Genomic DNA, 13,044 nt, shown 5'->3' with positions numbered 1-13,044 from the left:
CGAGGTCTCCACTGTGCTCAGACGTCCGCGTAGCGCGGCGGACGCCGCTCGAGGAAGGAGTTGACGGCCTCCTTCGAGTCGGGGTGGCCGGACAGCTCCGCGGTGAGGGACTGCTCGTACTCGTAGCCCTCCTTCAGCGGCAGCGACTCGATCCGGTTGAGGCTGCGCTTGGCCAGCTTGACGGCCACCCGGCTGTGCCGGGTGATCCGGCCCGCGAACTCGCGGGCGGCCTCCATCAGCTCCTCCCGCGGTACGACGCGGGCGATGCCGCCGTACCGGGCGAGGTCGGCCGCCGGGACCCGGTCCGCGGTGAGGTGCATGCTCCGCACGACGGGGAAGGGGACCAGCCGGGCGAGGTGGCGGGCCCCGCCCATCGCCCCCGCGCCGATCTCGGGGAGGCTGAACACCGCGTCCTCGGCGGCGATGATCGCGTCGGCGGACGCGGCGAGCGCGAGCCCGGTGCCCACCGCGGAGCCCCCGACCGCGGCGATCACCGGGATCGGGCAGTCGCTGATGGCGAAGAACGCCGACCGCACCTCGAACATCCGCTCCCCGGTGTTCACCGGGTTCATGGTCCGGAACTCGGAGAGCTCGTTGCCGCCGCAGAAGTGCTTCCCGGCCCCGGTGAGGATGGCGGCCTTCGCCTTCGGGGCCAGGGACTCGATGCCGAGGAAGACCTGCTGGATCTCGCGGTACAGGGCGATGTCGACCGCGTTGACCGGAGCCCGGTCGAGGGTCACGGTCACGAGGTCGCCCTCCACGTCGACGTGGAGGCTGGTGAAGTCGGGCATTGCGGGTGGTTCCTTCCGTCGGGCGGCTCGCCCGGTCGTGTCGGAGCAAGGGGAGGGATGCCGGGGTCAGGGCCGGAACTCAGCGCCAGAACTCCCAGTCGATCATCGTGCGGAGCGGCCCGGCGAACAGCGGTCGCACCGCGCCCGAGGCCCACCGCTGCTCGACGAGCGGGCGCAACGCCGCGGTCGTCGCCAGCGGGTCCTCGTCCAGGTAGACGACCGTCGTGTACTGCGGACCACCGGCCACCTGCGGGCCCTGTTCCCAGGACCCGGACGAGCCGTACATCCACGCTCCCGCCGTACCCGGCCGGGCCAGCAGCGCCGGGTGGTGCTCACGGTGCAGCCACTGCAGCCACGAGGCGACCTCCGCCTCGTCGCCGACCGGCTCCTCCACGATGACGAGGACCCCGCGGTGCGGCCGCCACGGCACGACCTCGGCCGAGACGATCGCCGCCGGGGACGCGTGCCACGACAGGAGGGCGGGCATCCGCAGCTGGATCAGGTCGAGACGGTGGGAGTACCGGCCCTTCTCGGCCAGGCGGGTGCCCAGCTCGAGGAAGTCGTCGTGGGTCTGCTGGACCGGGTCGCCGACGAGGTAGTTGGTCACGTCCCCGACGCTCGCGAGCGGGCCCTCGGTGACGAGCCGGCCGTCCGGGTAGGCGCCGTCGGCGATGTAGCGCATCGCCAGCTGGATCCCGGGCAGCTGGTACTGCTCCGGCTGGTGGTCGAGCAGGTGCCACCGGAGGTAGTCCGGGCCGGCGTGCGGGGGTGCGGTGAAGCTGAAGAAGGCAGCCTTCACTCGGATCATGGCGGGCTCGCTTCCGGTGCGGTCGTCACGCCGTCTCGAAGTCGTCCAGGTCGGCGGATCTGGTCATGGTCCAGAAGTCGACGACGCGCCACGGCGAGTTCACGACGACGCGCCCGCGGGCGTTGCGGTAGTACGTGGTCATCCCGGGGTGCGCCCAGACCATCCCCGCGTGCGCCTCGTCGACACGTTCGTTGTACTCGTCGAAGACGTCCTTGCGGACCTCGATCCGCTGCAGGTTCTCCTCGAACATCTGCCGGAGCAGGTCGACGACGTAGGTCAGCTGGGCCTCCACGGCGAACATCAGGCTGCCACCGTGGCCCGCCTGCGTGTTCGGGCCGTAGAGGATGAAGAGGTTCGGGAAACCGCTGACCGACGTGCCCAGGTAGGCGCGGGCGTCGTCGTCGTCCCACGCCTCGCGCAGGGAGGTGCCGGACCGCCCGACGATCTCCACCGAGGCCAGGAACCGCACGACGTCGAAGCCGGTGGCGAAGACGATGACGTCGGCGGGATGGGGGCCGTCAGCGGTCACGACGGCGTCGGCGTCGATGCGCTCGATCGGGTCGGTCCGCAGTGTCACGTCGTCCCGGGTGATCGTCGAGTACCAGCCGTGGTCGAGCAGCATGCGTTTGCCGAACGGCGGGTAGTCCGGGACCACCCGGTCGAGCATCGCGCTCTCACCGAGGGAGGTGCGGACGTGGCGCTCCAGGTAGCGGCGCATCCGGGCGCTCTCCGCGTTGAGCGAGTGGTCGGGATCGGGCCAGTCGGGATCGATCTGCAGGGTGGGATAGGCCTTGTCGTTGAAGATCCACGCCTCGCGGATGCGCAGCCAGGCGCGGAACAGCGGCACGGCCTCCAGCAGGCGACGGACCGGAGGGGGGATCTCGGCGGCGAACCCGGGCTCGATCGGCGACGTCCACTGCGGCGATCGCTGGTACACGTCGACGTGGGCGGCGACACCGGCGATCGCCGGCACCAGCTGCATGGCGCTCGCGCCGTTCCCGATCACCGCGACCCGCCTGCCCTCGAGCGCGATGTCCTCTGGCCAGCGCGCCGTGTGCGCGATCCGCCCCTCGAATCCGTCACGGCCGGGGATGTCCGGGACGACCGGGGTGCCGAACGCCCCGACGGCGCTGACGAGGACCGTGCAGATCTCGTCGGTGGTCGAGCCGTCGGGATGGCGGACCGTGACCGTCCAGGTGCCCGCCACGTCGTCCCAGACCGCGCGCTCCACGGAGGTCTGCAGGGCGATGCGGTCGTGCAGGCCGAAGTCGTCGACGACGCGCTCGAGGTAGGCGAGGACCTCGTCGCGGTGCGCGAAGTAGCGCGACCAGTCGGCGGGGGCGAAGCTGTAGGAGTAGAGGTGGCTCGGGGTGTCCACCCCGCACCCCGGGTACCTGTTGACCAGCCAGGTACCGCCGACCCCGGCGTCGCGCTCGTAGATCCGGTAGTCGATCCCGAGCGCGTCCAGCTGCACGCCCGCGGCGATGCCCGACACGCCCGCACCGATGACGATCGCGCGGAAACCGGGCGGCGGCGTCGGTGGTGCCGCCTCGGCGGGGCCGGAGGTCCGTCCGGTGGCGTCGACGAGCATGCTCGCGCTCAGCGCCGTGCACTCGGGCGGCACGTCCTCGCCGAGCGACACGCTCAGCATCCGGGTCATCAGCTCGGCGGACGGCTCGGGGAGCGCGGGCGGCGTGCCGGTGAACCACGCCGCGAGGGCGGCCTTCGCCGCCTCGCGCACCTCCCGCTGCACCTCGTCGGGCAGGCCGCCGGTGTCGTCGATGCTGAGCCCGGGCGGCCGGCGGGGCCGGAACGGCGCGTCGAGCCAGCGCAGGTCGCCGGTCAGCTGCACGAGCACCATCAGGAGCGTCGGCACGTTGGCGACATCGACGGCGTCGAGCACTGCTCGTGGCGCGGCCCGTGGGGTCGGGTCGGGGCTCGGGGTCATGGGGTCCTCTTCTGGCCGAGGTGCGGCGCGTCCGGCCGGGTCGCCGGCACCGGGCGCCGGCGGTCGAACCACCCGGCGCGACGATCGTCGGACGGGATCGGGCATGGCGATCAGGCTCAGTGGACCTTATATCGTACTAATCTGGTACGCAATGCCGGTGCCCGTGTGACGACACCGGTGGGCCGCCCGACCCGGTGGCTACCGCGAGGTCGCCTTCGGCGCCGCGGCCCGCCGCCTGCGGGGTGCGCCCTTGCGGGTCTCGGTGAGGTCCATGCCGGCGCCCGCCACCGCGAGGTCGACGAGGGGACGGATGAACGCCTCCTGGGCGGCCTTGTCCTGCAGCAGTTCGGGATTGGACATCGCACGGGTGTAGACGGCGCCGTTGATGACCTCGAGCAGCAGGCTCCCGTTGACCGACTCCGCCACCTCGCCGCGCGCCACCGCACGTCGCACGATGCGCAGGGCCGCCCCGGAGAGGGGGCGGGCGACGCGCTCCCGGTAGAGGACGTCGAGCTCCGGATAGAACTGCGCCTCGACCTGTAGGCGTGCGTAGGTCACGCCGACGTCCGACGCCCACCACGCGAACAGCGTCCGGGCCCAGGAGTCGAGGTCCTCCCGGAAGCTCCCGTGGTCCGACGCCACGAACTCCTGGCTCAGCCGCTCGACGGAGGCCGCGAAGAGCTCCTCCTTCGAGCTCCAGCGCAGGTAGACGGCCGGTTTGCCGACCTCTGCCTGCCGGGCGACGGACTCGAAGCTGAAGGCGGCCCAGCCGTCCCTCGCGTAGCAGGCGAGGGCCGCGTGCATCAGCCGGCCGTCGATCGTGGCATCGCGCTTGCGGCCGGGCCGCCGGGCCCGTGCGGCGGGGGCGTCGGTGCGGCTCTCTGGGGTCACGGTCTCGCTCTCGCCTGTACGTGCCGGTTGCGGCTCGGTTCCACCCTGCGCTCGAGTCTGGCGGCCAGTGTACGGCGGGCCGGGTCGGCGACCGCTCCGATATCGGCCCCGGGCGCTACGTGATCATGACTCCCGTGGCGTGGGGAGAAGGTCGGGAGCGGCGGCCGTCGAACCTCCTCACGAGAGCGTCCGCTCGGCGAAGAGCGTGGTGCTCCGGCCCGGGGTCTCCGGAGCGGTGTCGGACCGCGCGGCAGGGCTCCCGGCGGTGTCCCCGGCGAGCGGGGCGAAGAACTCGGTGATCCTCGCGGCGGCGAGCTCCGGCTGCTCCTCGGCGATGAAGTGCCCGCACCGTTCGAAGATCCCGCCCTCGACCTGCTCGGCCACCGGCTCCCACGCCCAGCGGATGTCCCCCAGGCAGTGGGACGCGCCCCAGGCGCTCACCGGCACCGTGAGCCGGTGGTCCAGGCCGGCCAGGTTGTCGGCGTCCTGCCGCAGGGTTGCGGCGTACCACTGGCAGGCGGCGCGGACCGACCCCGGGATCGAGTACGACCGCACGTACTCCGCGATCTCGCTCTCGGTGAAGACGTCGGGTCGGTAGTTCAGGTCGAGGCCGGTCAGGAACCTGCGGAGGTACTCCCCGATGTCGCGCGAGACCATCGCGGCCGCCTGGTCGGGACGACCGCCCAGGAAGAGCATGTGGTGGAGGGCGAGCGCGTACTCGTGGGCGATCGGCTCGCCGGTGCGGAAGGCGTTCGGGAAGACGTCGAGGATCATCAGCCGCGCGACGAGACCGGGGTTGTCGTGGGCGAGGTAGAAGGCCACGGCGCCGCCCAGGTCGTGGCCGACCGCACCGACCTCCGCCAGTCCCAGGTGCCGGACCAGGGCCGCCACGTCGCCGGCGATCGTCCTCTTGTCGTAGGGCCCGACCGGCTTCTCGGAGTCGCCGAGGCCGCGCAGGTCGGGCGCGATGACGAAGTACCTCTCGGCCAGGAGCGGCATCACCTTCCGCCAGGCGTAGGAGCTCTGGGGGAAGCCGTGGGTGAGGACGAGCGGGAACCCGATCCCGCGGTCACGTAGTGCATGCGCAACCCGTTGACCGTTGCCTGGTGGTGGTCGAGCTCGAGAGCCACGGTGATTCTCCGTTCCTGGTGGAGCGATGCGGGTGACCTGCACCACAGCAGGAAGCTATATGAGACGGAGTCCGTACGCAATGAGGAGGCAGCCTGCGAGCTATTGCGTACGCTTCTAGTTCGTTATAGCTTCCCTCACGGCGCCGTCGGTGAGGACGGGTCGCCGGGCTGGCCCGAGGGCGGGAGGAGCTGCAGATGACGTCGACGATTCCTGTCGAGGTGGACCGTCCTGTGGACGGGGGTGCGGAGCTCGCGACCTGGCTGCAGCGGTTCGCCCTCGGGGTGCACCGGGGCGTTGCGAGCGCCTCCGCTGCGGAGTCGCTGTTCGTCGAGGCCGGCTGGTGGCGGGACCTGCTGACGCTGTGCTGGGACCTGCGGACGTTCGCCGGACGCGACGCCGTCGCGACGGCCCTGGACAGCTTCGACACGAGCGGCTGGACCGCGTTCGCCGTCGACACGGGTTCCGACGTGACCGTCGCCGAGGAGGGCGGGACGACGGTCGTCTCCGGCTTCTTCACCTTCGGTACGTCCGAGATCGACGGTCGCGGCTTCGTGCGCCTCCTCGACGACGGCTCCGGGACGTGGAAGGCATGGACCCTGCTCACCCAGGTCGACGGCCTCCGCGGCGTCGACGAGCCGGTCGGCGCACGCCGACCGCTCGGGCTGGAACCGGTCGCCGTGGACGGTCGGGAGCGCTGGTGGGACGCGCACCGGCACGCGGAGATCGAGTTCGCCGACTCGGATCCGGAGGTCGTCGTCGTCGGGGCCGGTCAGGCGGGGTTGGCGGTGGCCGCCCAGCTCACCGTGCTGGGCGTCCCGACCCTGGTGCTCGAGTCCCACGACCGCATCGGGGACGGCTGGCGCCGGCGCTACCCCAGCCTCACCCTGCACGACCCCATCTGGGCGAACCGGCTGCCCTTCCTCGACTACCCGCAGACCTGGCCCGTCTTCATGCCGCGCAGCAAGTTCGCGGCCTGGCTGGAGGCCTACGCCGAGAGCCTCGACCTGAACGTGTGGACCGGCTGCGCGGACACGGAGATCTCCCGGTCCGGCGCGGGGGAGTGGACCGTGAGGACCACCCGCGACGGTCTCGAACGCGTTCTGCGTCCTCGCGACGTCGTGGTCGCCACCGGTCTCAACGGGACACCGACCATCCCGGAGATCGACGGGATGGCCGGGTTCGGTGGATCCGTCACGCACTCGTCGACGTTCGCCGGTGGCCAGGAGTGGAAGGGCAGGCGGGCCGTCGTGGTGGGCGCCGGGACCAGCGCCCACGACATCGCCCAGGACCTGTGCGAGCAGGGCGCCGAGGTGACGCTGGTCCAGCGGTCGGGCACGCTGCCGGTGAGCCGCGACTTCGCCGCCATGGCCTATGTGGGCAAGTTCGACGAGGCCGGCCCGCCCCTCGCCGACGCCGACATGGCGTGGAACTCGATGCCCTGGAACCTGCTCATCCAGCTGACGTCGGACCAGACGGTGTGGCGCGAGGCCCACGCCGAGCTCCTCGACGCCTTGGCGCGCACGGACTACGAGGTGGAGTACGGGGGCGGCATCATGGCCCGCTACCTCACCGGCGTGAACGGCTACTACCTCGACGTCGGGGCACTGGGGCTCATCGCCGACGGCCGGATCCGGGTCAAGCAGGGCGTGCCGATCGAGTCGGCCGGCGCCGACTCCCTCACCTTCGCCGACGGCGACACGGTCCCCGCCGACCTGGTGGTCTTCGCCACCGGATACGGCTCCATGCGGGATGCGGTGCGGGACGTGGTCGGTGAGGCCGCGGAGGGGATCGGGTCCATCCACGAGCTGGACGACGAGGGCGAGCTCACCTCCGTCTGGCGCCCGACCGGGGTGCCGGGGCTGTGGATCATGCTCGGCAACATCCAGATGGTGCGGTACTACTCGCGCGTCCTGGCGCTCCAGATCAAGGCGAGACAGCTCGGCCTCGTGTAGGCGGGCGAGGCCGGTTCTCCGGCCCGGCGTCCGCGCCCCCGCCCACGAACCCCCGCGCACGCGACACCGCGCGGCCCGACCCGAAGGGAGGCGACGTGCCTCGAACAGGGCTCCGCTTCGACATGCGATGGACCGGAGGGGGATCCAACGCCGACCGGTACCGGGCGGCGCTGGACATCTGCGAGTGGGCCGACGAGCACGGATTCGACTACGTCCGGCTCAACGAGCACCACGGCTCGGCCGACGGCTACCTGCCCTCCCCGCTGGTCATGGCGGGCGCGGTCGGAGCCCGGACCCGTCGGCTCCAGGTCCGGGTGACGGTGCTGGTGCTGCCGCTCCACGATCCCCTGCGGGTCGCCGAGGACGTCGCGGTGGCGGACCTGATCTGCGGCGGACGCCTCGAGGTGGTGCTGGGAGCCGGGTACTCGGCGCCCGAGTTCGCGATGTTCGGCAAGGAGCTCGGCGACCGGGTCGGGGATCTCGAGGCCGGGATCGAGGTGCTCGGCCGCGCGTGGACCGGCGAGCCGTTCGAGGTCGACGGGCGACGGGCCCGGGTGACGCCGCGTCCGGCCCAGGCCGGGATGAAGATCCTGCTGGGCGGTACCACTGCTGCGGGTGCCCGCCGGGCGGCGCGCCTCGGGAACGGTTTCGAGCCGACCACCGAGTCCCTCGCGGAGGTGTACGAGCTCGAGCGGCACCGGCTCGGCAGGGAGGACGTGACGGAGCCGGCCCGACCGGTCTCGGTCGGCGGGGTGCGGTTCCTGCACATCGCCGAGGACGTCGAGAAGGCCTGGGAGCAGATCGGGCCGCACGCCCTGCACGAGTCCAACTCCTACGCCCAGTGGGTCGACGAGTCCCGCCGCGGGATCTCGGCGTACCGGGAGCGGGCCTCGATCGCCGAGGTCCGCGCGTCGGGCACCTACAAGATCGTGGATCCGGCGGGGGCCGTCGACCACGTGGCGTCGCTCGGCGAGGACGACGTCCTGGAGTTCCACCCCATGATGGGCGGCCTCGACCCGCGGATCGGCTGGGACGGCCTGCGCCTGTTCGCCGACCGGGTGCAGCCGCACCTGCGGACCGCGGCGGCACGGTCGTGACCGGCCCGGACGCCGTGAGCGTCCTCGCCGGGTTCTACGACAGCTACCGCAGCCGAAACTGGTCCGAGCTGGCCGAGCGGACCGGCCCGGACGCGGTGTGGCGCCAGGCCGCGTCCCTGCCCTGGGCCGGTGAGTGGAAGGGCGCCGACGGGTTCGCCGCGATGATGGCGCGGATCGCGGAGTGCGCCACGCTCACGGTCACCGGGAACCGGTCGACCGCCCTGGGCGCCGACGGCGTGCTGGTCGAGGTGGACGCCACGTTCACGGCGCGGACGTCCGGGCGCTCCCTGGACACGAGGGTCCTCGAGCTGTACCGGGTGCGGGACGGTCTCGTCGACGGCGCGGACGCGTTCTACCTCGACACCCACGCCCTCGCGGGGCTTCTCGCGGAATCAGCGGGCCCGCGGTGACGGCCCGGCTGTGGAGCGACGTCGAGGTGGGCGAGGAGCTGCCCGAGCTGCGGTTCCCCCTCACGCTCAAGACGCTCGTGATGGCGGCCATGGGGACCCGCGACCTCATGCCCTACCACCACGACGACCAGTTCGTGCGGTCGATCGGGATGCGCGGCGCGTTCGTCAACACCATGTTCCACCAGGGTCTCTTCGGCCGCTTCGCCACCGACTGGGCCGGCCCGACCGCCCGGTTCCGCTCGGCGTCGCTGCGGATGACCGACCAGCTCGTCGCGGGGGACGTGGCCGTCGTGAGCGGCACGGTCGTCGACCGGTGGACCGCCGACGACGGCGACGCGCTCGTCCGCCTGGAGCTGCGGACGTCGAACGACCTGGGCACCACGGCGATCTCCAGGACGGTGCTGGCGCTCCCGACCGTGGCCGGTGAGCACGCGGGGTTCCGGGCGCTCGGCGAGCCCGAGCCCACCGTCCTGTCCGACGCCATGCCGACGGAGGCCCGCGAACAGATCGGGGTCACGTCGCCGCGGCCCGGGCCCTATCCCGTGAGCGAGGCGCAGATCGGCTACTTCGCCGAGGCGGTCCGGGACGCCAACCCGCTCTACACCGACCCGGGCTACGCCGACGCGTCGCCCGCCGGGGGGATCATCGCGCCCCCGCCCTCGCTGATCGTCTGGGTCATGGACCGCGGGAGCCAGGTCGGGATCGACCTCGACCGTCCCGACATCCACCTGCCCGAGCAGCCGCCGTGGCCGGTCCCCGCGCACAAGCGCGCCTCGCTGCGGCTGCTGCCCGGCATGACCGACGTCGTGGTCCAGGAGGTGCTGCTCGAGTTCGGCGTCCCGCTGCGCCCCGGCGACCGGGTCACCTCGGTCAACGAGCTGGTCAACTGTTCGGGCGCGAAGCAGACCCGCGTCGGCCCGGGGCACTTCCTCACCGCGAGGGACACCTTCGTGAACCAGCGCGACGAGGCGGTGGGCCGTTCCACGATGACGTTGCTGCAGTTCCGGGCACAGGCCTGAGCCACCGTCGCCGCTCCACGAGAGGACGCAAGCAACCATGGGATCGTTGAGCAACGAGGCCGCGATCGTCGGCATCGGGGCCACCGAGTTCTCCAAGGACTCGGGCCGCAGCGAGCTCCGGCTGGCCGCCGAGGCGATCACGGCGGCGCTGGACGACGCCGGGATCGCCCCGCACGAGGTCGACGGCCTGTCGACCTTCGCGATGGACAACAACTCGCAGACCGCGGTGGCCCGCGCCCTGGGCATCCCGCGCCTGACCTTCATGCCGCTGACACCCGCGGGGGGCGGGGGCGGCTGCGCGACGGTCGCGCTGGCGGCCGCCGCCGTGACGACCGGGCTGGCCGAGGTCGTGGTCTGCTACCGCGCGATGAACGAACGCTCCCAGCAGCGGTTCGGGCAGCCGAAGCGGGCCGGCTGGGGCGGCGGCCTGGCCACGAGCCACGAGCTCGACCAGTCGTGGGTGCTGCCGTACGGCCTCGCGACCGCGGCCGGCTGGATGGCGCTGGTGGCCCGGCGCTACATGGTCGAGTACGGGCTCACGTCCGAGGACTTCGGCCGGGTCACGGTCCGGTCCCGCGAGTACGCGGCGACGAACCCGAAGGCCTGGTTCCACGAGCGCCCGATCACGCTGGCGGACCACCAGGCGTCCCGCCTCGTGACCGACCCGCTGCGGCTCCTCGACTGCTGCCAGGAGAGCGACGGCGCCGTCGCGCTGGTGGTGACCTCGGCCGAGCGGGCCGGGGACCTCCGCCGGGCGCCCGTCCTCGTCGCGGCCGCGGCGCAGGGCATCGGCGCCGACCAGGTGGGCATGGCGACGCCCTACCGGGCGGACCTGGCCTCCGCGCCGGAGACGGCGATCGTCGGTGACCAGCTCTGGGCGCAGTCGGGGCTGAAGCCGGCCGACGTCGACCTGGGCATCATCTACGACCACTTCAGCTTCGCCGTCCTCATGCAGCTGGAGGCCCTGGGCTTCTGCACGCCGGGCGAGGCGGCGGCCTTCGTCGCCGCCGGCGAGACGGCCCTGCGCGGCTCCCTGCCGGTCAACACCAACGGCGGCCAGGTCGGCGAGGCGTACATCCACGGTTTCAACGGGATCGCCGAGGCGGTCCGCCAGCTGCGCGGCACGGCGGTCAACCAGGTGTCGGACCCCCACGTGGCCGTGGTGACCTCCGGCTCGCACGTCCCCACCAGCGGCCTCGTCCTCACCAGCACGGAGGTGTCGGGATCATGACCACGGACTGGGGCCACGCCCCCACGCGGGGCCGGCTGCGCCCCGGGCAGAGCCCTGACACCGCCTTCTTCTGGAAGGGCTGCGACGAGCACCGGCTCCTCATCCAGCGGTGCGCCGGCTGCGGGGTGCTGCGCCACCCACCGGGGCCGGCCTGCCCGGCCTGCCACGGCTTCGACGCCGACCACGTGGTGGCGACGGGCCACGGCACCGTCCACAGCTACGCGGTCCACCACTACCCGCCCGTGCAGGGTTTCCCCGGGCCCGCCGTCATCGGCCTGGTCGAGCTCGACGAGGGCGTGCGCATCGTGTCCAACATCGTCGGCCGGGATCCGGCGGACCTGCGCGTGGGCGACCGGGTCGAGGTCTTCTTCCTCGACCAGGAGGAGGGCTGGAGCCTGCCGCAGTTCACCGTCGTCGACCGCCCGGACGTCGGGTAGACCCCGCCGAGAGGAGCGCCGAGAGAAGCATGGCCGTGAACAGGGACAAGGCCGGACGGAGGCCGCTGGACGGCATCCGGATCGTCGAGGTGGGGGTGTGGCACGCGGGACCGGGCGCCGCGGCGATCCTGGCGGACCTGGGTGCCGAGGTGATCAAGGTCGAGACGCTCGAGGGGGAGCCGGAGCGCTACCACGGCAACTTCGGGACGTTCGACAACGGGGGACCGGACCTCGACAACTGGACCGCGCTCTACGAGCTCTCGAACCGCAACAAGCGGGGCATGTGCCTCGACATCACCACCGTCGAGGGCCGGCAGATCCTCGCGGAGCTGGTGCGTGAGGCGGACGTGTTCAGCAGCAACCTCCGGGAGCCCAGCAAGAGGAAGCTGGGCATCGACTACGCCACGATCCGCGCGATCGACGAGCGGGTGGTCTACCTCAACGTGTCGGGCTTCGGCCCGAACGGGCCCATGGCGGGGTCCGGCGGCTTCGACCCGCTCGGCCAGGCCGTCTCCGGCATGCTCTACCTGTCGGGCAAGGACCAGGAGCCACGGCTGCCGCAGCGGATCATCCTGGACCAGCTCACGGCGATCTCGGCGGCCTTCGCCACCACGACCGCCCTGCTCTGCCGGGAGCGCGACGGTGTCGGCCAGGAGGTCCACGTGTCGCTGTACGGCTCGGCGATCTGGCTGACCCACATGAACCTGCTGTCGGCGAGCATCGCCGGTTTCGAGCTGGACAACAACTGGGAGCGGACGACGCAGCCGCCGCTGCGCACGACGTACGAATGCGCCGACGGCGAGTGGCTCATGGGGACCAACCATCCCGAGACCAGGTTCTGGACGCAGTTCTGCGAGGCCCTCGGGCGGCCGGACCTCCTCGAGGTTCCCGAGTTCGCCACGCGCGAGACGCGGATCGAGAACCTCTCGGCGCTGTTCGAGGTCCTCGACGCCGAGCTCCGCACGAAACCCCGCGACGAGTGGCTGGCCGTCTTCGCCGCCCACGGCCTGCTGTTCACGCCCGTCAACCACACCCTCGACGTGCTGGACGAGGAACAGGCCCTCGCCAACGGCTACATCGTCGACACGGAGCACCGTGACCTGGGCTCGCTGCGGGTCCCGGGGTTCCCGATCCACTTCGGCGAGTACGCCGCCGGCCGGTACGACCCGGCCCCGCGCCTCGGCGAGCACACCGACGAGATCCTCGAGGGGCTCGGTCGCGACGCCGCGGAGATCGCGACGCTGCGGTCCGCCGGAGTGATCCGGTAGCCGCGCCCACGGGCCCGGGGCCGGGGGGAAACCGCCGGTCCGGACCTATTGCGTACGCTCG

12 protein-coding genes are annotated in these 13,044 nt (G+C 72.2%); 7 read left to right on the top strand and 5 right to left on the bottom strand.

All coding sequences use genetic code 11. From position 1 onward, the window contains the following. Window positions 1-17: 17 nt before the first annotated feature. The 5 genes from ABD324_RS01360 to ABD324_RS01340 form a co-directional block, all read right to left on the bottom strand. Entirely contained in the window at window positions 18-791 is a 774-nt protein-coding gene (locus ABD324_RS01360; RefSeq protein ID WP_344411643.1) for an enoyl-CoA hydratase-related protein, read from the bottom strand. 79 nt (window positions 792-870) lie between these two features. After that, window positions 871-1,599: a hypothetical protein gene (locus tag ABD324_RS01355; RefSeq protein WP_344411642.1), complete on the bottom strand. Its 729-nt coding sequence runs from the start codon at window positions 1,597-1,599 to the stop codon at window positions 871-873. A 25-nt stretch (window positions 1,600-1,624) separates the two neighbouring features. Further along, entirely contained in the window at window positions 1,625-3,547 is a 1,923-nt protein-coding gene (locus ABD324_RS01350) for a flavin-containing monooxygenase (RefSeq protein WP_344411641.1), read from the bottom strand. Between the two features lie 198 nt (window positions 3,548-3,745). Continuing rightward, window positions 3,746-4,438 (bottom strand): TetR/AcrR family transcriptional regulator, encoded by a 693-nt coding sequence (locus ABD324_RS01345; protein ID WP_344411640.1) that lies wholly within the window; start codon window positions 4,436-4,438, stop codon window positions 3,746-3,748. Between the two features lie 177 nt (window positions 4,439-4,615). Then, a complete protein-coding gene (locus tag ABD324_RS01340) occupies window positions 4,616-5,611 on the bottom strand; it encodes an alpha/beta fold hydrolase (RefSeq protein ID WP_344411800.1) in 996 nt (331 codons plus the stop codon). A gap of 152 nt (window positions 5,612-5,763) precedes the next feature. On the opposite strand from ABD324_RS01340, the gene ABD324_RS01335 reads away from it, so the two are divergent. From ABD324_RS01335 to ABD324_RS01305, 7 genes are all read left to right on the top strand, one after another. Beyond that, window positions 5,764-7,521: a flavin-containing monooxygenase gene (locus ABD324_RS01335; RefSeq protein WP_344411639.1), complete on the top strand. Its 1,758-nt coding sequence runs from the start codon at window positions 5,764-5,766 to the stop codon at window positions 7,519-7,521. 95 nt (window positions 7,522-7,616) lie between these two features. Beyond that, window positions 7,617-8,618, top strand: a complete 1,002-nt coding sequence (locus tag ABD324_RS01330; RefSeq protein ID WP_344411638.1) for an LLM class flavin-dependent oxidoreductase — start codon at window positions 7,617-7,619, stop codon at window positions 8,616-8,618. Further along, a complete protein-coding gene (locus ABD324_RS01325) occupies window positions 8,615-9,028 on the top strand; it encodes a nuclear transport factor 2 family protein (protein WP_344411637.1) in 414 nt (137 codons plus the stop codon). The genes ABD324_RS01330 and ABD324_RS01325 overlap by 4 nt, the downstream gene beginning before the upstream one ends. Then, window positions 9,025-10,047, top strand: coding sequence for an FAS1-like dehydratase domain-containing protein (locus ABD324_RS01320; RefSeq protein WP_344411636.1), 1,023 nt, complete (start codon window positions 9,025-9,027; stop codon window positions 10,045-10,047). Before ABD324_RS01325 ends, ABD324_RS01320 begins: the two co-directional genes overlap by 4 nt. Window positions 10,048-10,084: 37 nt before the next feature. Continuing rightward, window positions 10,085-11,278: a lipid-transfer protein gene (locus tag ABD324_RS01315; protein WP_344411635.1), complete on the top strand. Its 1,194-nt coding sequence runs from the start codon at window positions 10,085-10,087 to the stop codon at window positions 11,276-11,278. Then, window positions 11,275-11,715 carry a Zn-ribbon domain-containing OB-fold protein gene (locus ABD324_RS01310; protein WP_344411634.1) on the top strand — a complete coding sequence of 147 codons (441 nt, stop codon included), beginning with the start codon at window positions 11,275-11,277 and terminating at the stop codon, window positions 11,713-11,715. Before ABD324_RS01315 ends, ABD324_RS01310 begins: the two co-directional genes overlap by 4 nt. A gap of 29 nt (window positions 11,716-11,744) precedes the next feature. Further along, on the top strand, window positions 11,745-12,983 hold the full coding sequence (locus tag ABD324_RS01305) for a CaiB/BaiF CoA transferase family protein (protein WP_344411633.1): 1,239 nt from the start codon (window positions 11,745-11,747) through the stop codon (window positions 12,981-12,983). Window positions 12,984-13,044 lie beyond the last annotated feature (61 nt).

It is taken from the genome of Pseudonocardia ailaonensis, assembly GCF_039531635.1.
Classification (GTDB): domain Bacteria; phylum Actinomycetota; class Actinomycetes; order Mycobacteriales; family Pseudonocardiaceae; genus Pseudonocardia; species Pseudonocardia ailaonensis.
Note: the sequence above shows the minus strand (reverse complement) of the source record. Positions and strands in the feature narration are given on the sequence as shown.

Excerpts from the sequence above, each read along its gene's own strand:
- ABD324_RS01360 (WP_344411643.1), bottom strand. The coding sequence starts at position 791 with ATGCCCGACTTCACCAGCCTCCACGTCGACGTGGAGGGCGACCTCGTG.
- ABD324_RS01355 (WP_344411642.1), bottom strand. The coding sequence starts at position 1,599 with ATGATCCGAGTGAAGGCTGCCTTCTTCAGCTTCACCGCACCCCCGCAC.
- ABD324_RS01350 (WP_344411641.1), bottom strand. The coding sequence starts at position 3,547 with ATGACCCCGAGCCCCGACCCGACCCCACGGGCCGCGCCACGAGCAGTG.
- ABD324_RS01335 (WP_344411639.1), top strand. The coding sequence starts at position 5,764 with ATGACGTCGACGATTCCTGTCGAGGTGGACCGTCCTGTGGACGGGGGT.
- ABD324_RS01315 (WP_344411635.1), top strand. The coding sequence starts at position 10,085 with ATGGGATCGTTGAGCAACGAGGCCGCGATCGTCGGCATCGGGGCCACC.
- ABD324_RS01310 (WP_344411634.1), top strand. The coding sequence starts at position 11,275 with ATGACCACGGACTGGGGCCACGCCCCCACGCGGGGCCGGCTGCGCCCC.
- ABD324_RS01305 (WP_344411633.1), top strand. The coding sequence starts at position 11,745 with ATGGCCGTGAACAGGGACAAGGCCGGACGGAGGCCGCTGGACGGCATC.